Annotated in this window: 18 protein-coding genes and 1 tRNA gene; 8 read left to right on the top strand and 11 right to left on the bottom strand. The window is 57.1% G+C overall.

Going from position 1 to position 19,685, the window contains the following annotated elements:
• The 7 genes from KJB29_RS05035 to KJB29_RS05005 form a co-directional block, all read right to left on the bottom strand.
• Window positions 1–993: a hypothetical protein gene (locus KJB29_RS05035; RefSeq protein ID WP_215733637.1), complete on the bottom strand. Its 993-nt coding sequence runs from the start codon at window positions 991–993 to the stop codon at window positions 1–3.
• The gene (locus tag KJB29_RS05030; RefSeq protein WP_246560384.1) at window positions 990–2,345 is read right to left on the bottom strand and encodes a PelD GGDEF domain-containing protein; all 1,356 of its coding nucleotides are present in this window, start codon (window positions 2,343–2,345) and stop codon (window positions 990–992) included. The genes KJB29_RS05035 and KJB29_RS05030 overlap by 4 nt, the downstream gene beginning before the upstream one ends.
• A gap of 38 nt (window positions 2,346–2,383) precedes the next feature.
• Window positions 2,384–2,923 (bottom strand): penicillin-binding protein activator LpoB, encoded by a 540-nt coding sequence (locus tag KJB29_RS05025; protein WP_215733635.1) that lies wholly within the window; start codon window positions 2,921–2,923, stop codon window positions 2,384–2,386.
• Window positions 2,924–2,933: 10 nt separating this feature from the next.
• Window positions 2,934–4,739, bottom strand: a complete 1,806-nt coding sequence (locus tag KJB29_RS05020) for a hypothetical protein (protein WP_215733634.1) — start codon at window positions 4,737–4,739, stop codon at window positions 2,934–2,936.
• A gap of 9 nt (window positions 4,740–4,748) precedes the next feature.
• Window positions 4,749–7,496: a tetratricopeptide repeat protein gene (locus tag KJB29_RS05015; RefSeq protein ID WP_246560383.1), complete on the bottom strand. Its 2,748-nt coding sequence runs from the start codon at window positions 7,494–7,496 to the stop codon at window positions 4,749–4,751.
• An 83-nt stretch (window positions 7,497–7,579) separates the two neighbouring features.
• Window positions 7,580–8,380: a hypothetical protein gene (locus KJB29_RS05010; RefSeq protein WP_238378900.1), complete on the bottom strand. Its 801-nt coding sequence runs from the start codon at window positions 8,378–8,380 to the stop codon at window positions 7,580–7,582.
• Window positions 8,381–8,453: 73 nt separating this feature from the next.
• Entirely contained in the window at window positions 8,454–11,126 is a 2,673-nt protein-coding gene (locus KJB29_RS05005) for a bifunctional glycoside hydrolase/polysaccharide deacetylase family protein (protein WP_343213539.1), read from the bottom strand.
• 382 nt (window positions 11,127–11,508) lie between these two features.
• Between KJB29_RS05005 and KJB29_RS05000 the strand changes: the two genes are divergently transcribed.
• The 5 genes from KJB29_RS05000 to amrB all read left to right on the top strand — a co-directional run bounded on the left by KJB29_RS05000 (window position 11,509) and on the right by amrB (window position 15,448).
• Window positions 11,509–12,189 carry a site-2 protease family protein gene (locus KJB29_RS05000; protein ID WP_215733632.1) on the top strand — a complete coding sequence of 227 codons (681 nt, stop codon included), beginning with the start codon at window positions 11,509–11,511 and terminating at the stop codon, window positions 12,187–12,189.
• Between the two features lie 30 nt (window positions 12,190–12,219).
• Entirely contained in the window at window positions 12,220–13,206 is a 987-nt protein-coding gene (gene trpS, locus KJB29_RS04995) for a tryptophan--tRNA ligase (protein WP_004511884.1), read from the top strand.
• Window positions 13,203–14,003 (top strand): segregation and condensation protein A, encoded by an 801-nt coding sequence (locus KJB29_RS04990; protein WP_215733631.1) that lies wholly within the window; start codon window positions 13,203–13,205, stop codon window positions 14,001–14,003. The genes trpS and KJB29_RS04990 overlap by 4 nt, the downstream gene beginning before the upstream one ends.
• A complete protein-coding gene (gene scpB, locus KJB29_RS04985) occupies window positions 13,990–14,577 on the top strand; it encodes an SMC-Scp complex subunit ScpB (protein ID WP_004511886.1) in 588 nt (195 codons plus the stop codon). The genes KJB29_RS04990 and scpB overlap by 14 nt, the downstream gene beginning before the upstream one ends.
• A 67-nt stretch (window positions 14,578–14,644) precedes the next feature.
• The gene (gene amrB / locus KJB29_RS04980) at window positions 14,645–15,448 is read left to right on the top strand and encodes an AmmeMemoRadiSam system protein B (protein ID WP_215733630.1); all 804 of its coding nucleotides are present in this window, start codon (window positions 14,645–14,647) and stop codon (window positions 15,446–15,448) included.
• A 46-nt stretch (window positions 15,449–15,494) separates the two neighbouring features.
• Here the strand turns inward: amrB and KJB29_RS04975 are convergent, their stop codons facing one another.
• The 3 genes from KJB29_RS04975 to nadB are packed head-to-tail and all read right to left on the bottom strand — an operon-like array spanning window position 15,495 to window position 17,608.
• Window positions 15,495–15,704 carry a hypothetical protein gene (locus KJB29_RS04975; RefSeq protein ID WP_004511888.1) on the bottom strand — a complete coding sequence of 70 codons (210 nt, stop codon included), beginning with the start codon at window positions 15,702–15,704 and terminating at the stop codon, window positions 15,495–15,497.
• A complete protein-coding gene (locus KJB29_RS04970; RefSeq protein ID WP_004511889.1) occupies window positions 15,704–16,000 on the bottom strand; it encodes a chorismate mutase in 297 nt (98 codons plus the stop codon). Before KJB29_RS04970 ends, KJB29_RS04975 begins: the two co-directional genes overlap by 1 nt.
• 12 nt (window positions 16,001–16,012) lie before the next feature.
• A complete protein-coding gene (nadB, locus tag KJB29_RS04965; RefSeq protein ID WP_215733629.1) occupies window positions 16,013–17,608 on the bottom strand; it encodes an L-aspartate oxidase in 1,596 nt (531 codons plus the stop codon).
• A 205-nt stretch (window positions 17,609–17,813) separates the two neighbouring features.
• Between nadB and KJB29_RS04960 the strand changes: the two genes are divergently transcribed.
• A complete protein-coding gene (locus tag KJB29_RS04960) occupies window positions 17,814–18,425 on the top strand; it encodes a lytic transglycosylase domain-containing protein (protein ID WP_004511891.1) in 612 nt (203 codons plus the stop codon).
• Window positions 18,426–18,437: 12 nt separating this feature from the next.
• Window positions 18,438–19,031 (top strand): CDP-diacylglycerol--glycerol-3-phosphate 3-phosphatidyltransferase, encoded by a 594-nt coding sequence (pgsA, locus tag KJB29_RS04955; RefSeq protein WP_215733628.1) that lies wholly within the window; start codon window positions 18,438–18,440, stop codon window positions 19,029–19,031.
• A 14-nt stretch (window positions 19,032–19,045) separates the two neighbouring features.
• Here pgsA and KJB29_RS04950 read toward each other — a convergent pair whose 3' ends face one another.
• The gene (locus KJB29_RS04950) at window positions 19,046–19,234 is read right to left on the bottom strand and encodes a hypothetical protein (protein WP_004511893.1); all 189 of its coding nucleotides are present in this window, start codon (window positions 19,232–19,234) and stop codon (window positions 19,046–19,048) included.
• A 163-nt stretch (window positions 19,235–19,397) separates the two neighbouring features.
• Here KJB29_RS04950 and KJB29_RS04945 point away from each other — a divergent pair.
• Window positions 19,398–19,472 (top strand) — tRNA-Cys (locus KJB29_RS04945).
• The last annotated feature ends 213 nt before the right edge of the window (window positions 19,473–19,685 follow it).

The raw sequence follows: 19,685 nt of genomic DNA, 5'->3' as shown, positions 1-19,685 counted from the left end.
TTAACCCATCCAGAATTGCGCCACTGGCCCTATCCCGGGCTTGTGGCGAAGCAGAGGATTCAGTTCGAAGCAGCTATTCATGGTGACGAAATCCCTGCGGAGGAAAGCCAGTTCAGCCAGATACGGAACCACTCGGTCACGGTGCGCGCCATTGTTCATGGCGTCGTTAATCGCCTTTTCGGCGGACTCCAGATCCCCCCTCCACAGGTGCATGCGTCCCAGCAGTAGCAACAGGTTGGGGTCAGTGGCGTCCATATCCAGGGCTTGGGTGGCATAAGAGATTGACTGCAGGACATAGAATTCTGCCAAGTCTTTCTGGGCAAGATCGTTGAAGATGAGCTCCCAGTACGAAAATGCCAGCTTGCGGCAATGCAGGAGCCGTTCGTCACGGTCCGTGGCATTTTTCAACTCGGCCAGCGACTGAGATATGGTCTTACTGATGACCTTCTCGCGCTGGTCTGCCAGGTTGAAGGCCAGGAGGCGAATTTCGTCATCATTATCGCTGGTGGCAAAGTGCAGCAATCGGCTGGCATCACGACTGTTGCTGGATCCGGCGGCCAGCAGGGCCTTCAGGCGCATGGGGCGGGACAGGGATTCTGACCGCAGTCGCGACCACGCGCCTCCTTCCCCCATCCCTGGAGCCGGTCCCCCTGATTCCTGCATGAACGGGGTCATCGGAACGCTGAAAAATTCGGGCCGGTCATCGAAGCGGAGAAAGAAGCGGAAATAGACAAGTGCACCCAGCATCCCTATGCAACCGAGAACAGGGATGAAAAAGGCGAAGCTGAAGAATAATGCCAGACTGCCCCATTTTTTCGTGTCAGCTTGACGAGGAAGGGACAACCGGAGCAGTAACGCAAGGGATACTGCGGCGATCAGGTGAGAAACAATAAACAGAATCAGGCGGATCCATACCTGCTGCTGGCTGAAAAGTGCCTGAAGGGCTGTATACTCGCAAAGAAACCCCGCTAGCAACAGTATGAGCCGAATCATTGCTTCTCCTCCAGCAGGGCAACCAGTTGAACAAGGGGATCATCGGTTGTCACACTCGTGGAGTGCATGGTGATGCCTTCCTGCCCGGTACTTCTGCCAACCTGGCGCTGCAGTATTTCATGAATGCGCGACTTATACCCTTCAATGGAGGCCGGCCCTGAAAAAGGCATCAGGGTAACGAACTGTGCCCCCCAGTCCGTTGTTCTCAGCCACGAGTGATCCAGGCCCCGTTGCTGTCGCTCCATGGTTTTGCATATCTCGTCCAGACGGGAGTCGGCCATGACTTGTACCATCACCAGGGCGCTGCTTACATGAAGGTCACGCTTAAGACGAACGGTCTTGATCAGCTCAGCGGCAAAATTGGGGGGGCAGTCCGGAAAGAGACCCAGTATATCTCTGGCCCGCTCGACGGATTCTGCCTGATCGGAGGAATAGGCCAACAGAACACCCATTATCTGCAGTGTTTCGCGGTGCAGGTTGAGGAAAGGCATTTCCGTGACCAGCAGCAAACCGAGCAGTTTGCCCGAACTGGTGCGCATTGGTGCGACAACCAGATAGGACGTCTGCTCATTCGATTCGCCGTGTGATACGTCCACACTCCAGACCGCCGACGAGAGTGCTGACGGCGCTGAAGGCCGCCCCTCAACGATATGCCGGTTTATGGCCTGGTAGGCGGAATAGCCTGACTCGATGGCCGAGCGGAGCAGCAGGTCGTCTCTATTCAGCGGTGCGCCCTTGCCGCACTTGGCAATGGGAACATCCAGTAGTTCGCCGTCATCGTTTGCCGGATAGATGGCGGCGCTTTCCAGGCTGCAGTAATGCATGAGGATCGAGAGGAGGGCTGCGCTGGTTTCACTGTCCATCCTCCCGTCATGTTTTGCCAGCAGATTGCGAAGGTTAATCATGGCATCCCGCAGCGTGACTGGCCGGCTGATCAGGTTCTGTTCCAGTCTGTCATGGGACAGACGGACCATGAAGTAGGCTCGGGACAGTTGCTCGAAGCGCTCACTCGTATGGTTGCTCAGCTGGTTGGCGTGTCTCAGGCGCTTGCTCCAGATATCGCTGAACTGTCCTGTTATCAAAACCATGAGCAGGCCACCCAGCACGTAGTTGGTGGGAAACTCACCAATCGGAAGACCGAAGCGGGGCATGACCAGGAGCGCCAGACAGATTCCCCCTGTCGAGACGAGTCCCGGGGCGATGCCATAGCGCAGGGCAATCAGCAGTGGCCCGAACCAGACCCATGGGAATCGGGCATGCACGAATAATGGGTCGCTGCTGTTGAGGAGAAACCCTCCCGTTACCGCGATGGCGGTGATGGCAAAGGTCTCCAGCCACCTGTCAAGTATCATGGTGCTGTCTTTGTTGAATGCCATGTTATTACTCGTCACTACTTGGTGTTGGTTGCAGCCGCCTTTTCAAGATCTCCAATAAGGCTGTCGAGAACCTGCTGGGCAACGGCACTGACCGCATCACGGCTCCAGCCGCTTTTCCCGGCCACGCCACTCCAGACCACCTTCTCCTCGGGCAGTTCAATCACCTGCAGGGTGAAGCCGGCCACCGGCTCGCCGTCGAGGCCAACCTTGTAACGCCACTCATTGACCGTGCCGGCAATGGCGTAGCGGACTTTTTTCTGCTTGGCCGCTTCCAGGGCCGCTTTCTGCTTCAGTTCGCCCCGGTCAAGCCCGAGGTGGTCGTCACCCTTGGCTGTTTCCGTCACTGTGCGCTCAAGCTTTTGCACCCCGTGGGTGTGGAGCAACGCGGCAGTGACAGCTTCGGCCCGCTCGGCGGCGTAGGGCGTTTCGGTGTTGTTGATGAACGGCAGAAGGGCCCAGCTGTCATTGAAGGAAACGGTGCCGCCCCCCTGTCTCAGGGTCACACAGCCGGACAGCAGCAGGCCGACCAGCAAAACCACGAATATCTTCTTCATAATGCCTCCTTTACAATTTTGAACAGGTTGTGTTCGAGCACGTCCATACGACTTGGTTTACTTCTTCATTCCCCTTGCTGTCGAAGGCCCGCAAGAGAAGATAGTAGGTGGTTCCGCCCTGCAGGCCGGGAAGTGTTACGGAACTCTGGTAGGGGTAAACGTTCTGTAACGCCAGCCCGGGATCAGGGGTTTGCCAGACCAGATCGTAACCTGATCCGACCGAAGGTGTGAGGACCGCCTTGGTGGCATTGGCAAGAGGTTGGGGCAGCGTGAAGTTGAAGGGGACGGTCTGGTAGTAGAGCGCATAGTTGACGCGGTTCATGTCCAGGGCCACGTCCCAGGATAGGGTGACGGTGTCGCCGCTCAGGTCGATTTTCCCGATTCCGGGACGCACATCGGGCGCACTGGTGGGGTAATCGTTATAGTGGACATTGAACACGCTGGACCAGGCCGGTGCCGTTGTGTCGTTCATGTTCTCATTGTCCTTGACGAACGAGTTCACCAGATCGACGGGGGCATTGGTGATGTAATGCCTGAAACCGACCGAATGGGCCTCCAGAATATCCTGCATCAGAATGTCATATCCCGTGGTTGAATTCCCCAGCAGAGTCTGCACATCCATGCCCGGTTTCGCTCCCCCGAATCCGTTGGCATAACCCAGGGAGAGCATCTTGAAGCCGTCCGGCCGGTTGGCCTCGGCCATGATCTTGGGCATCGAATTGTACTTGTTGTCCGGGAAATAGCGAGAAACGGACGTCTGTGAATCGTTGTCGAGATAATAGCTCTCAAAGAAACCTATATCGATGACCCCGCGCGCCGAAACCTGGTAATGGGGCTCTCGTGGATCGAAGAAGAAGAGGCCACGGTTTTGGAGGATGATTTTGTTGGGGAAATCAGCCCTTAGTCTTCGAATGAAATCCGAGAATCCCTTTGCAGTCCACTCCGAGCTGGAATGATTGGTGTCCGAGCAGGCGGTGTATTTGTTGGGCGCGGCCGTATCGATGGTGTCCAGGAAGACACCGTCGCAACCCAGCCCGCGGCCGTAGTCTTCAGTCAGAAGCTCGCGCAGGCCGGGAGGGGTGTGGCTGTTCACATCCATCCGCATATCGCTGACGGTGCTGTACCAGAGCGGGTCTCCGGCATTGACGAAGCGGGTCAGGAAGTTGCCGTTCTGGTCGGGTACGTTCTTCGGGTCCCCGGCACAGCGCAGGGCGTTGTCGTTGACATAGTACGATGCGAATCCACCGTTGGTCGGTGTCCCCTTCGGGTCGAGGCCGACCAGTGATCGGACGCCGGGGCCCCGCGGATCGATCGACGGACCGCTTCCGTCGCCCGTGAAACGAGAATCAGCCCGCATCTGGGCGTCGGTGAGCTGGAAGGTGCGGGTGTCCTCGCCGATGGACACGTAGCAGAGTACCACCGGGTTGTCGCTGGGGTCATTGGGGTTAACCCCTTGCTTGATCCACATGATATGGTCCCTGGTGAGGTTGCCGTTGTACGGATGGACGATGACCAGGGGATAGGTCTTGAGCGTATCGATATCCGCCTTGGTGAGGGGGCCGTAGGTGATGGCGTAGGAATCGGCCTTGGCCGCCTTGTCTCGCACCTTCACGCCCAGGTTGGGATCCGGACCCGTAAAAGGCTGGACCGGGGTGCTGCCACCGGGCTGGTTGCCGTTGTTGGCGGGCGAGGAACCGTCCTTGGTCCCACTGCTGCATCCGGCGGCGAATGCCAGCACGAAGGCCAGGGCAAGGCGCGCCACTATTTTCAAGTGGCCGTCGGCTTCGCTTCTGTTGTCGGAATACTGGTTTGCCATATGTTGATCCTATCTGAAATAGTAACGGTAGTTCAGGTCAAGGCGGCTGTTGATATCGCTTGTTCCAAATGAGCCTTTTTCCTGGGAAAAGGCCCCTTCCAGCTTATCCAGTCCCAACAACGGCCCCACCACGCCTACTTTGTAGTAAAACCCGGTGCCGCTGTTGCTGTTCCAGCTGACATCGAGAGCCCCGAACGTGCGCCAGTCGCGGGTATAGTTGTCTCGACCTTCCTCTCCGAACAGGATTCCCACCCCGGCCTGGGCGAATGATTCCGGCACAAAATAGGCCGAACCGCTGGTCGCTCTCTGTTGCGTCGGTATCAGCAGGAGGGTTCGGCCGACGGGATCGGGGCCGCGATTGAAGCTGTGGTAGCCGCTGAAGAGGCGCAGCGTGGTATCGGGGCCGGTAAAGATGATGCGGTGGGTCAGTTCTGCCTCGAAGGAACCGCCGTCACCCAGCCGGCGCCACTGCTGGTCACGCAGGATGCTTCCGCTGAGGCGCAGCAGCAGCGTGTCGCGAGGTGTAAGGCCTTGCTGCAGTCCCAGGCGGATTTCGTCTTTCATCCCGCCAATCTTGAGGCCAAGGCTCCCATCGCTTTCTGCGCCGCTCAGCAGGGCCATTTCCAGTGTTGCTCTGCCGGTCAGTTTCCAGTCCCCCAAAAAGCCGGCCTGGGGATGGGTGTAAAGGGCATCGCGCACACCGGCGTAGAGTTCGGCGCTCCCCCCCGGGTGACGCATGAGGGCGCCCACGCGTGCCGTCCGGATGCCGGCAGGGTAGATGCCGACCACATCCATGTCCCGGTGGCGGATGTCGCTGTTGCCCGCCTCAACCTTCAGTGAAAACCTAGGCGTCAAGGCGGTCGTTACCGAGAGCATCTGCTCCAGGAAGCCCACACCCTCCCGGTCCAACAGCGAGAGCCGATAGCGCAAGCCGCCGCCTCGGCCGCCAAACAGATCCCGAACCTGATTGTCGAGTAGGTAGTCGCGGTCATTGCCCTGGAACCGATCAAAGGCGATGGATTCGGCCAGCGGCGTCTGGCCGCTCCGTACCGCTGCCTCGATTGCATCACGGTAGGGGAGCCGCTCCAAATCTTGCTGAAGCAGACGGGCCATGGCGGGCCGGTCATTGTTCTCAAGGGCAAGTGTCAGTTCAACCCAGCGCGGCCGCCTGGTCATGCGGGCATACTCGCGCCAGAACCACAGCCTGGCCAGGTCGTTGCGCTGGCTTGATAACGCCCAGGCTGCCACTAACTCGCGGCTTACGTCGTCCTGGCGACCGGCGGTAATCTCCTTCATCAGACCGTCGACACCGTCTCCCGGTTTCAGCAGCATCGCCACTCGCGCATAATCCCTGACCAAAGTCTCTCTTTCCCCGCCGTTGCCGGCCGGTGCCGACTTCATCCTTCTGCGGCTGAGCGCGAGTGCATTCAGTCGTTCAAGGAAAGCAGCCTCCACCCAACCGGCCTGCTCCATGGTGTCGGCATAGGCCGCCAGCCAGGCGGGATCACTGCGCTTTTGGCTGTATCTGGCCTGGAAGTAAGGGAGAGCCTTATGATATTCCCCGAGATAAGCAAGCGCTGCTCCGAATGGTTCGTAGAGTGAAGGCATCGTATTCTCGCGGCCTTTCCAGGCAATGAGCAGCTCCCGCAACTCCTCCCTCCGGTCGAGGTCCAGCAGCAGCCAGACATATCCGGCTGCCAGTTCACTATCGGCAGGTGCACGCCTGAGGGCTTCGCGATAGCACCTGATGCTTTCACCGGTCGCACCTGTACCGCGATGCACCTGGGAGACCAGGCTCCAGAAATAGGCATCCTGCTCCTGCGGTTTCAGATTACCTTCACGCTCCTGCCGGGTCAGCATGTCGGCCGTGGTACGGTAGTCTTTCATGGCAATGCCCAACTCCAGGGCTGATTTGAGAAAATCGGAACGCCTGAAGCGTTGCCAGCCATCCATAGAGAGTCGGTAGGCGGCCTTAGGATCGTTGTCCCTGCCGAGCAGGATCAGGCGCTGGTAGTCTTCTTCCCGTGCCTTGCCACTCTCCAATAGTTTCCGCGAAGCCAGCTCGACGGCCTGCATGTCCTGAAGCGACCAGGCAAGATCGTCGAAGCTTTGCCAGTAGGTTGTGGCCGAGGCCGGGATAATCTGTCTCCCGCGGTCAAGAATAGCGTAGGCACCTTTGACGTCGCCGGTCCCGAAAGTAAGCGCGGAAGCCCTGAGGATTCCTTCTTCGGTCAGGCCGAAGGTGTTCATCTGTTCCATCAGCGCGTCAACGGCCTGTTTTGGACGGCCAACAGCTTCGTACAGCCTGGAAAGCTGCTCCAGGACCTCTTTGCGGTACGGACCGCCACGGTGACGCTCGAGCAGATCTATGGCATTCTCCGGCAGTCCCAGTGCCTCGCACACGGAAGCATACTCGACAAGAGTCTCCCGGGTTTTCCCCGGGCCCCGTTGTTCAAGCAACTGCTTGAGATAACGGTTATGCCGTGTGGCTCTCGCCAGACGCAGGGCGTTCTCGGCTGCATCCTTCTGCCCCACAGAGTTTAGGTGCATCCAGTGTTCGAGGGCTGCAAGACTGTTGCCCGACCATTCGCCGCTCTGGGCAGCCCTGCGGCGCCAGTCGATGTCGTTGGGGTGTATGGCTACGGCCCGTTCAGCCAGAAGGAAGGCTTCGTGGGGGTTGCTGTTCGCCAGAAAGACATCGTAGCCAAGGCTGTACAGCTCGGCATTGAAAGGGGTGGAGGGGCCTAGCGGTGGCATGCCCTGGTCGGCGTGGCACAGGGAGGGAGCACTCGACTGTGTGACTGCCAACATAATGGCTGCTGTTATGACAATCAGTATCTTCATGATGGATCCGCCGGTTTGTGGTCCGGCGCCATTCCAAGCGCCTTTCTGACAAAGTACTGAGCCCGTTGCGGTTGGTTGGCCGCGAGGCTCACCCTGGTCAGGAATATGAGGGTGGATCTGTCACCGGACAGGCCGTCCAGGTGCTGTTCTCCGGCCCTGAGGGCCTCAAGGGGAAGGTTGCCGGCCTGGAGGGTGCGCACGCCTTTCATGAACAGTCCCCGGCGCTGTTGCACTGTGGCGGCCTTGTGCATGCCGCTGAAGCAGATTGCCGCTGCCGCGCGGTAGTCGCGCCGGGCAAGGGCGAGGGTGAAAGGATCCTGCCGCGGCTGACCGGCCGTTACGGCAGTGGCTTCCCGTGCTGCGATCTCTTTCTGGTATTTACCCCAGGCATCAAGGTCGCCAGCTTTACGGGCATCGGACGCCAGCTGCTGGAGGCGCCATAGCGATGGATTCGGGCCGGTCAGTTCCATGGCCGCAGAGCGCACGCGCGGTTTCAGGCTCTGCCATTGCGGGGTGCCGATCCCTGCACCGAGGAGCATGTTCTGGAAGGTGTTGTAGCGCAGCTCTGCCACCGTGCGCTTCTGCTCCGTGGAAAGACCGGCGGGGAGCTGTTTGAGGGTTTCCAGAGTCTTTGGGTAATTGCCGGACCGGAACAGTGATTCTGCTACCTTGATGCGCAAGCCGGCGTCATTCGGGCGTACCCTCAGAATCTCCTCGCGGTAGCGGATAGTGGCGGCATCTTCCTTGCCATCTAGGCTCTTCAGCAGACTGCGCTCAGGAAAAAGCAACGCTAGCACGGCCACAAAGGTACAAAAGACACCCAGTACCGTCACCGGCTTTAAAAAACGTGCGCGCTCCAGGGGATGCGGGTTATTTACACGTGATCGCCAGGGCATGGCTTCCTTCCGTGAGAGTTACCGTTGTGTCGCCCTTGACCGAGTAAGGTGTGACGTTATCTGCATGTATGGTGCAACCGTTGGTTCCGGTGAGCTTGACGGTGAAGGGAGTATACCCGGAGAGGGAGAACCGCATATTTTTACCGTTGCGGCTGAAATCGGTCAGCCTGGCTGCGGCGGATTCCACGGAAACCCCGGCCGACGGCGTAGCGGTGAGCCTTACCCGTGCCTCCCCCCCAGGTCCCATGTGCAGGTAGCGGTTGTCACCATGGTCGCTGTACCCCGCTATGTTGGAACCGTCCTCCAGCAGGGGAAAACCGGCACGGTTCGGGATGCGCAGCTGGCGAAGGCTGCCTCCGTTACGCACCAGCCACTCGTCGCCACGGCGAGCAATTGCGGTGCGGTTGAAATCGAGCACCTTTTCGATGTATTCGGAGGTGAAAATCCCGAACAGGCGCTGGCCCATGGCCCAGTCGTAAACTTGGCGCAGGGCTGTCAGGGAGGCCTCTTTGCTGGCCGAATAGAAGTGGTAGTAGATGTTGACCGGCTTGAGCCGGCGCGGCGATTCGGTCAGGCTGAATGTCTCCATGATCCGCCTATAGCCGTAAAAATTTCTGCTCCAGAGATTGGTGTAGACATTTTCGTTCTGGTTGGGGGCAAAAACCTGGAACCATTTGCCGCGGCTTACTCCCAGCGGGGCAACTGCCGTGAGGGTGCGGTTTGAGTTGGTGATAATGGTGCTGCCGCCATTTATATTAAGAAGCCCCCTTTCATAGGTCAGGCGCACGGCATCCCTGGAAGGGAGACAGTTGCCTGTCCACTGGAAAATACGGACTTTCTTGCCGGCCGGCATCAGCCTTTCATTGATGTAATTTGTGGAACCACTGATCTCCGACTCAAGGTTGAATTTATAGTCGGGGACATTCAAGATATGCCATGTTTCCGCTTCGATTCCAGTGTCCTCTTGGTCCGGTTGCCAGCGAAAGGGGTGCGAAAAGGAGTGGCTGGCACCCTCTACCCATGGGAGTGCCAGAATGCCACGGGCGATCTCTTCATATTGGGCCGACTTCTGGGGGTAGAGGCCGTCAGGAGCCAGGATGCTGGTAATGAGTGAAATTGATGTCGGGATGCGGTAGCGCTCAAGGATGTTGCTGCGCAGTTCCTCGGCGGCCAGTTTTCCTCCGGGCCATTCGGCCTGGCTTGCAAAGCCGTCCCCGTCCACATGGGCCAAGAGGAGGCGCACTCCGTTTTCAGTGGTTGTGTCCGGTACCGGCATGAGCGGAAGCTTCAAGGCCTCGCTGAAAAAACGGAAGGGGTCGATAACCCATGCCGCCTGACTTTCCATGAGCTGGGTAACCACGTATGGGCCCGAGACATAACCACCCCAAGGGGTGATGACAACGGCATCGCTGGTGACGCCATTGGCCGTTGAAAGCTGCAGCAGAACCCGGCCCTTGTTCGCCCTGATCGGCAGATAGGCATCAATGCGCGGCAGCGGTTGCTGCTCGAAGCCAACCATGTCATCCTTTGCCGTAACCTTGGCCGGCGGTTCAAGTCGGGTGTATGATTCTATTCCAAGTCCGAGTGAACTGGTAAGATCATTGTCGAGGCTCATGCCGAACCGTTCCAGAAAAACCAGTGGCAAACCTTGTTCAACACAGTTCAAGACCCATTGCTTGAGCCCCTGCTTTTCGCCTGAACTGGTGGAGTAGGGCCATATGACAGCGCCTGCGTAGCGTCCCCTTAGTACGCCCCCCGGCAACGGCTCTCTCATGTCATGCATCTCGACGGTGTAGCCGAGGTAGTTAAGCGGCATCACCACATAGCGCTGCAAGTTGGTGAAATAGAGATCGCCACCGGCACCCTCGCCGCCATCGTACAGACCGAGTACCGTGCGCGGCATAACCTCCACGCTCCCTATCCCCAGACCTGCCAGGTCCTTGTCGGTCACCCAGGGGGTAAAACCGAGGGATCTGATTTTATCAGCAGTCTCTCTCATCAGGGGACGGTTGCCAGGGTCAACATAGTCGATGGCGATCACGGGGACACCGGTTTCCCTGATAACATTCAGGCGGCTTGTCAGCCATGAGCGATCTTTGTCGTCAACTGCTCCGTACTTGCCACTAACGGTATTGAAATTCTGGAACAGGGATTCGGCTGCCACGGCATAGACCAGATCTTTGACGCGGTCGAATATCTCGAAGCCGCGATTCAGAATCAGGCGCGCTTCAGGGTGCCGTTGCCGAATGGCGCGCACGACAGACACTAGCCCCGCCTCCATGCGCGGATGAGCCTCAGTGGGGGCCGCTATCAGGTAGGAATCCAGGGTGTCCAGGAAAAAACCGCGATAGCCGGCCTGCCAGAGCGGTTCCACTACGTCATCCAGGAAGAATTGTTTCCACTCTTCGTTGGAAACATCCACGATTTTCGATTTCCATACCGGATTCTTGCCGATTATCCATCTATCCGGCATTTGCTTCGTGTAGGAGCGGGCCGTGTCCGCCTCTCCGACGCTGACGTAGGCAAAGAGTTCGCTCCGTCCGCTGCCATACTCGGACGGAGTAAGACCGCTGTCCGGATCAATAACCACAATATCAAAGGTGTGCAGATCGTTGACTGGCGGCTGTTTGCCATAATACAAGGCCACGCTTAAAGGAGGTGTCTCTCCCCAGACAACGCCTGGTAGCAATAGTATGATCAGCAGCAATAAACGACGATAAAACTCCACCGCATTAACCTCATGATGTGAGTAAAGGAGCTGTGCTCGTAATTGTGGAACGAAGATGTAGAACAAACTTTGCAGTTATATATGATTAATTTAAAAATGACAACTTAATAGAATTTTATGCTTATGGCTGCAGAGCTGCCTCTGATGAGCTTATCGGTTGAACTTGCAAAGGTCTTTATATGATTTTCGCGGCCACTTTTCTTTTGCAGGGACATAAGTTGCTTTACCCTCCCGCAATTGACTTTCACTAGCCAATCTGTTAGAGATGAACGGCTTTTATGTATCCGGAGAATCCCGCCCAATGGAACAGTTTTTCCTCAAGTTTTCGATCATGCTTGTCCCCGCCCTCATGGCGATCACCTGTCACGAGGTATCCCACGGCTTCGTGGCCGACCGCTTGGGCGACCGGACGGCACGCTTGGTGGGACGGCTCACCCTCAATCCCCTCAAGCACCTGGACATCCTGGGCACCCTCATGATCTTTCTTGTCGGCATCGGATGGGCCAAGCCGGTGCCGGTCAATTTTCACAACCTGAGAAACCCCAAGCGGGATATGATCTGGGTCGCCGGCGCCGGTCCGGTGACAAACTTTGTTCTTGCCCTGTTCTCGGCCATGGTCATGCGGGGGCTCGCTGCCCTGGGCGCAGGGGTTCCCGACGGTTCCCAGGCTCTGACGTTTCTTGACCCGCTGATTCTGATGACGGCCTTTTCGGTCTACATCAACCTGCTTCTCTGCATCTTCAACCTGATCCCGGTCCCTCCTCTCGACGGCGGACGGGTGGCAGTGGGTTTGCTGCCCCATCGCCAGGCGGAGATGCTGGCGCGGGTGGAACCCTACGGCATGATCATCATTATCCTGCTGGTCTTTTTTACCAACATCTTCAGCACGGTCATCTCACCGATCCTCGACATGGGGATCCGTATTCTTGCCGGTCCTCAAAGCGGTCTGGTGTACAGCGTTACCCATTTTCTCATGAGATAAACGGCGCAGCCGTCTAAAAAGGAGCAGACGATGAGCAACAAGCGGATAGTCAGCGGCATGAGGCCAACCGGAAAACTCCACCTGGGCCACTTCCACGGCGTGCTCGCCAACTGGCGGGAGCTTCAGGAAGAGTACGAATGCTTCTTCTTCGCCGCCGACTGGCACTCCCTTACCACCGAATACGACAACACCGCAGGTATACGTCAAAACACCGACGAGATGATCCTCGACTGGCTTGCCTTCGGGGTCGATCCCGCCAAGTGCGTTATCTTCCGGCAGAGCCGCGTACCCCAGCACGCGGAACTGAACCTGATCCTTTCCATGATCACGCCGGTTTCGTGGCTTGAGCGGAACCCTACCTACAAGGAGATGCAGGAGAACCTTTCCACCAAGGATCTCTCCACCTTCGGTTTTCTCGGCTATCCGGTCCTCATGGCGTCGGACATCATCGTCTACAAGGCATCCAAGGTTCCGGTGGGGCACGATCAGCTCCCCCACCTGGAGATTACCCGCGAGATCGCACGGCGCTTCAACTACCTCTACAACAGAGAGGTCTTCCCTGAGCCCGCGGCGCTCCTCACCGAGACGCCCAAGGTGCTGGGGCTCGACGGCCGCAAGATGAGCAAGTCCTACGGCAATGCCATTTTTCTCTCGGAGAGTGCCGAAGAAACCCGCAAGAAGGTGATGTCGATGGTTACCGATACTCAGCGGGTCCGGCGGAGCGATCCGGGGGAGCCCGACCGTTGTGTTGCCTTTTCCCTCAACAGCCTCTACCTGCCCGAAGAAAAGAAGGCAGACATCTACGCAGGGTGCCGCAGTGCCGCCATTGGTTGCGTTGAGTGCAAGAAGCTCCAGGCCGAGTACCTGGTCCAGACCCTTGCCCCCTACCGGGCACGCCGCGACGAACTCACCGAAAAGCCGGGGCTCGTGGCCGAAATCCTCGCCGAAGGGGAGGCCCGTGCCGCAACCGAAGCCGCGCGAACCATGGCCGAGGTGCGGGACGCCCTCAATCTATGAGCAGCAGCGGGAATCTCGACCTCTACCAGGATGAGGAGAGCCCCTCCTATACGGTGAAGCTCGAGGTCTTCGAGGGGCCCCTCGACCTCCTGCTCCACCTCATCAGGAAGAATGAGGTGGACATCTATGATATTCCCCTCTCAATAATCACGAAAGAGTACCTTGAGTACATCAAGATGATGAAGGAGCTCAACCTGGAGATTGCCGGCGAGTTCCTCGTCATGGCATCGACTCTCATCCAGATCAAGTCGAAGACGCTTCTCCCGATGCCAGTCGATGAAGATGCCCCGGAAGAAGAGGAGGAAGACCCGCGGGCCGAACTGGTACGGCGTCTTCTCGAATACCAGAAGTACAAGGAAGCTGCGGTCTCTCTAACCGGGAGGGATATGCTCGGCCGGGATACCTATGCCCGAAGTTTTATCTCCCCCGAGTTGGTGGAAATGCTGCCTGAGGAGGAACCGGTCGAGGTGGAACTGTTCGAGCTGATAGAGGCATTCCGGAAGGTTCTCGACCGGGTTTCCGAGGAGAGCTTCCACGAGGTGGGGGCCGAGTCGATCACCATCGCCGAGCGGATCAACGAGATCCTCTCACTCCTGGAGGGGAAGGAATCGCTTCTCTTCGACGAACTCTTTCCCGAACACTTCAACAGGGATTTCCTCATTGCCACGTTCCTGGCCGTGCTTGAACTCTGCAAGCTCAAGATGGTGAAGGTGGTCCAGGCAAACCGCTATGGCTCCATCTGGATACAGCCTGCGGTCATGGAAGGGGAGGGGAGTCTCGTCGATGCCGAATCTTAAGTCCATTGTCGAAAGCCTCCTGTTCGTTGCCGATGCCCCGATGACCTTCGACCGTCTCTGCTCCTTCCTCGATGAGTTTGATCGGGGAGATATTCGGGAGGCACTGGGTGCGCTTCAGGAGGAGTACGGACAGGAAGGGAGGGGAGTTGTGCTGGTTGAGGTGGCTTCCGGTTACCAGTTCCGCACCCCCGTAGAAAATGCCGACTACCTTCGACGCCTCACAAAAACCAGGCCAGTCAAATTCAGCCAGTCCGCCCTTGAAACCCTTGCCATCATCGCCTACCGCCAACCGGTGACCCGTGCCGAAATCGAGTATCTGCGCGGAGTCGATTGCGGCGGCGTCCTGAAGACCATCCTGGAAAAGAAACTCATCAAGATTCTCGGGAAGAAAGACATTCCGGGAAAACCGCTCATTTACGGTACCACGCGGGAGTTCCTTGAACTCTTCAGTCTCAAGGACCTCCGGAGCCTGCCAACCCTCAAGGAAATTCGCGACCTGTCGGAAACTGCTTCTTACGAACAACAGGAGGAACTCCCGCTGGAGCAGCCCGAGGATGACAGGGAGCTTTTGTAAGGCACTGTCGTCTGAGCGAATCTCTGCTATAGTTAGTGCTGATCGTTTGTCGAACGAGGGGGTGCGGATGACACGCCAGCCCGCAGTTGCCGGACAGTTCTACACCGATGAGCCGAAACGGTTGCGGGGGGATCTCCAGCGGATGATCCCTGCCGAGACCATGAAGCAGCGAGTTAAGGGTATCGTGGCCCCCCACGCAGGCTACGTTTATTCCGGTCACGTTGCAGGTGCCGTGTACGGCGCCATCGAGATACCGTCGACCGTTGTCATCCTCGGCCCCAATCACCACGGTTTCGGGGCCGCCGCAGCCCTGTATCCCGAAGGAGAATGGCTCACGCCCCTTGGCTCCGTTCCTATTGACGTTCGCCTCTCTCAACTTGTGCAGAAGCATGTCCCGCTCGTGGAGCCAGAGACGTCGGCCCACCGGTTTGAACACTCCCTCGAAGTTCAGGTGCCTTTTCTCCAGTATTGTCGCGCTGACGTTTCTATTGTGCCTATCTGTCTCGGATTCGGTGATTATGAGCGGTGCAGGCTTCTGGGGGAGGGGATTGCGAGGGCGATCAGGGAGTTCGGCGAAGATGTCCTCATCGTGGCGAGTTCTGACATGACCCACTATGAGTCAGCTGACGCCGCCCGGGCAAAGGACGAGCAAGCTATTGCCGAGGTACTGGCGCTGAATCCGGAGGGACTGGTGCAGATCTGTCGTCGCAAAAACATCACCATGTGCGGGGTTATTCCCGCAACGGTCATGCTGGTGACAGCCAAGGCTTTGGGGGCTAGCAAGGCAGAATTGATCAGTTACGCAACAAGCGGAGATGTAACGGGGGACAACCGGCAGGTGGTTGCTTATGCTGCAATGGCGGTGTATTAGGGGGTGGGCTTGAAAACAAAGCTCTTTCCTGTCCCCGGCATTTTTATCACTCTTCCTTCTCTATTCTAACGACCTGGAGTACGCCGGGCATCCGCTCCAGTTCGGCTGAGTCGAGGGAGTCGGTGTCGCCGATGACGCCGATGATGGTCCGGTTGGCTCCCGTCGACTGGTGAATGTCAAAATTCCGGGAAATCAGGTATTCCTTTATCTCCACAAGTGCCTCTTCAGTGGCACTTTTCTTCATGATGATGAGCATTACGACTCCTCCTTGCCGGTGGTTTCTTCCGGGTGGGTCATGATCCGCTCCAGTCGGCGCGATTCGTCGATCACACGCTCGAAGAGACGCACGATTGCCCCGTCATCGAGGGGCCCCGGGTTGTCCGCCTTCATTCTCTCGAAGATAAGCTTTTCACGCTTGGGGTCGTAGACTGGAAGCCCGCGCTCCTTCTTGATCAAGCCGATTTCCAGCGCCAGGGAAGCCCGCCGGTTGAAGATCCGGAGAAGCTCGCTGTCCATCCGGTCAATTTCCTGCCTCAGTTCGTCTATCGTCATGCAAGAGGTTCCTCAGAACTGTTTTTTCAAAAAAGTATCTTTCTTCCAGTGCACGTCGTCACGTTCCAGATAATCGATGGTGTAGTGGAGGCCGCGGGATTCCTTCCGTTGCAAGGCGCATTTGACGATCAGTTCCGCCACCGTGGCGATGTTTCGCAGCTCAATAAGGTCAGAGGTGATGGTGAAATCCCAGTAGTAGTCATCAATTTCTTCCTGGATCAAGCGGATGCGGTGCTGTGCTCGCTCGAGACGCTTGTCCGAACGGACAATTCCCACGTAATTCCACATAAACCGCCGAATTTCGTCCCAGTTTTGGGAGACGACGACCATTTCGTCACTGTCGGTGGCAGTTCCCGCATCCCACTCGGGGATTTCCGGAAACTCGAAATGGTTCTGTTGCAGTTCCTCAATCGCCCGTTTGTAGGCACGTCCTGCTAAGACTGCCGCTTCAAGGAGGGAGTTGCTTGCCAGGCGATTTGCGCCGTGGAGGCCGGTGAAAGCTACCTCACCGATAGCATAGAGACGGCTTAGGTCAGTTTCACCGTTCATGTCCACCGCCACACCGCCGCAAAGGTAGTGGGCCGCAGGAACCACAGGCAGCGGTTCTTTAGTCATGTCCAATCCGAATTCCAGACATGTCTGGTAGATATTGGGGAAGCGGGTACGGACGTATTCCGGGTCTTTGTGGGTGATGTCCAGGTAGACACAGTCGTCGCCATGGGTTTTCATCTCATTGTCTATGGCCCTCGCCACGATGTCACGGGGGGCCAGATCCTTCAGCTTGTGGTATTTCTCCATGAATGCAGTTCCGTCACGGCGGCGCAGGATTGCTCCCTCGCCCCGTACCGCTTCGGAAATGAGAAAAGATTTTGCATTGGGATGGTAGAGGGTGGTGGGATGGAATTGCATGAATTCCATGTTGGCGACGGTCGCGCCGGCCCGGTACGCCATGGCTACACCGTCGCCGGTGGCCACGTCGGGGTTGCAGGTGTAGAGGTAGACCTTGCCGGCGCCTCCGGTGGCGAGAAGGGTGATTTTTGCCCTGAAGGTCTTCACGCTGTTGGAAGCGATGTCCAGAACATGGGCGCCGAGGCAACGGTCCGGTTTGACTCGCTTATGGGCCACCTTTGACATGGTGATCAGATCAATGGCAATGTGGTGCTCGTAGAGCTGTATGTTGGGGTTATCGCGGACCGCCGCCACCAGTGCCCGCTCAATTTCGCGGCCCGTGACATCGTCAGCGTGGAGGATGCGGCGCTGGCTGTGCCCACCCTCGCGGGTCAGGTCAAATACCTCGCCACTGCGGGTAAACTGGACCCCCCATTCGATGAGGTTGCGGATGACCTTGGGGCCTTCTTCGACCACCATCCGCACCACATCTTCATGGCAGATGCCGGCGCCAGCCACAAGAGTATCCTCTACATGGGCATCAAAGGTGTCTTCCTGGGAAAAGACCGTGGCGATGCCCCCCTGCGCATAGTTGGTGGCGGATTCCGTCACTTCGCGTTTGGTGACGATGGCCACAGTGCCGTGTCGTGCTGCCTGGAGAGCAAAGGTGAGCCCGGCGATACCGCTGCCGATAACAAGAAAATCAGTCGCTAATTTCATGGGGCTTCTCCTTCATTATTGGGTAAAGGATGTGTAAGTATTTATGAAGAATGCCGATTATTCTCCTGCCTCCCCCCTTTGTCAAGGTATTTAAGGATGGTTACGACCTTTGAGATGACCGTTGGGGTTGCATTGCCTTCTGAGTTGGTCTATATTTTGAATGGCTTTCGGCAGGGACGCCGATCAGCGCTGTTTGGGAGGAAACATGCCGAAAGTTGCCAGTATTCTGGCTCTTGCCCTCTTGCTCCTGGGGGGAGTGGGGTACTTTGACGCCAACGCAGACATTTACCGGTACGAAGATGAAGAGGGGGTCGTTCATTTTACCGACGCCCCCACCGATAAACGGTTCAAGATTTTCATGAGGGATATCAAGCGGGACCGGAAGCTTCGCACCACGTTTAAGCTTGCACGCTTTACCCGTGACCCTGCCGAATTCGAGCCGATCATCACCCAGTGCGCCCAGGAATTCGGCGTTGACAGATCGCTGGTGAAGGCTGTAATCCATGCCGAATCGGGATACAACCCCAATGCCGTCTCCCCCAAGGGGGCAAGTGGGCTCATGCAGCTCATGCCCAAGACGGCCCGGGATCTGAAAGTTGCTAACAGCCTCGACCCGCGGGAGAACATTCGCGGTGGTGTCCGCTACCTTCGCTTCCTGCTCGATACGTTCCGGGGTGATGAGAGCTTGGCCCTGGCAGCCTATAACGCCGGACTTTCACGGGTAGCCCAGTATAACGGCATTCCCCCTTATCAGGAAACGCGCACCTATGTCGACAGGGTGCTTACTTACAGAAAATCCTACCAGACCACCAATTGAGAATCAGCGTACATGCCTGACACTAACGCCAAGACCATCTGGAATATCCCGAATATTCTCACTCTCCTGCGAATCGCTCTGATCCCCGTTTTGGCGGTGCTTCTTCTGTCACCGTCCCGGGAAGCGGGATTCTGGGCCGCTGCCGTGTTCGCCGTCGCCTCAACCACCGACTGGCTTGACGGCTATCTGGCCCGCAGGATGGGTATCGTTACTGTCTTCGGCAAGTTCCTTGACCCCATTGCAGACAAGCTCATGGTGATGGCGGCACTGATCATGATCCTCCCCTACAATCGGGTTCCTGCCTGGATGGTTCTTGTAATCCTCGGCCGAGAGATCATCATTACGGGGCTGCGGGGGATCGCCTCCAGCGAGGGGATTGTCATATCCGCCAGTGATCTGGGAAAGTTCAAGACCATCTTCCAGATGGTGGCTATCATCGGGCTGCTTCTCCACTATGACTACCACTGGCTTTTCGGGGTCGACAACCCCTATCTCATCGTCAACATGCACAATGCAGGGATGTTCTATCTCTGGATCGCCACAATTATGACTGTCTGGTCCGGAGCCGACTACCTTGCCAAGTTCATGAGGGTAATAGCCCGCTGACCATTTCCTAGGTCTTATTTCTCTTCCAGTGCCATAGGCTCACAGACATTGTCGCCTGAATTTGCTTTGGACCCGCAGATAAAGCAGACGACGGTCGGGTTTGAAGTGAGATGGCTAACTTCTTTCATCATTCCCTTGCTCTTGAGAACACAGAGATGTCCTTGGTGCTTTTCGCCGCAACTGCATGTCATCTGTTCAGCCATGGATCGCCTCCCGGTAACGATGGATTTGGTACGGATAAATTCTGAGGCTATTGTCGCCGTAAAATATACAGTATGTCAAGCTGTCGGCGGTCACCTCCGATATCAATTTAACGTTGACACCGATAGTGAAAGAAGGTATAAAGCAAATTCTCTTTCACAACAGGGCGGCGTCGCCAAGTGGTAAGGCAAAGGTCTGCAAAACCTTTATTCACCGGTTCAAATCCGGTCGCCGCCTCCATGAAAATCAAGGGGTTAGCCAATATGGTTAACCCCTTTTTCTTTGTCATCAACCTCTTTTTACGGAACCTTTTGAAGAGCGTTCTGCACTTTCTGTCTCGTTGCACAACAATTATCATTAAACTTCAGTTTGTATCTCCGACTCTTTTCCTTGACCGGCAGCAGTATATTCCTGTTGAGTCCTGGGGGAACGGGGAGTGTTCCTCAATGAAGA

The sequence above is a fragment of the Geobacter grbiciae genome (assembly GCF_018531165.1).
GTDB classification, from domain to species: Bacteria; Desulfobacterota; Desulfuromonadia; order Geobacterales; family Geobacteraceae; genus Geobacter; species Geobacter metallireducens.
This window is presented reverse-complemented; position numbering and strand designations above follow the sequence as displayed.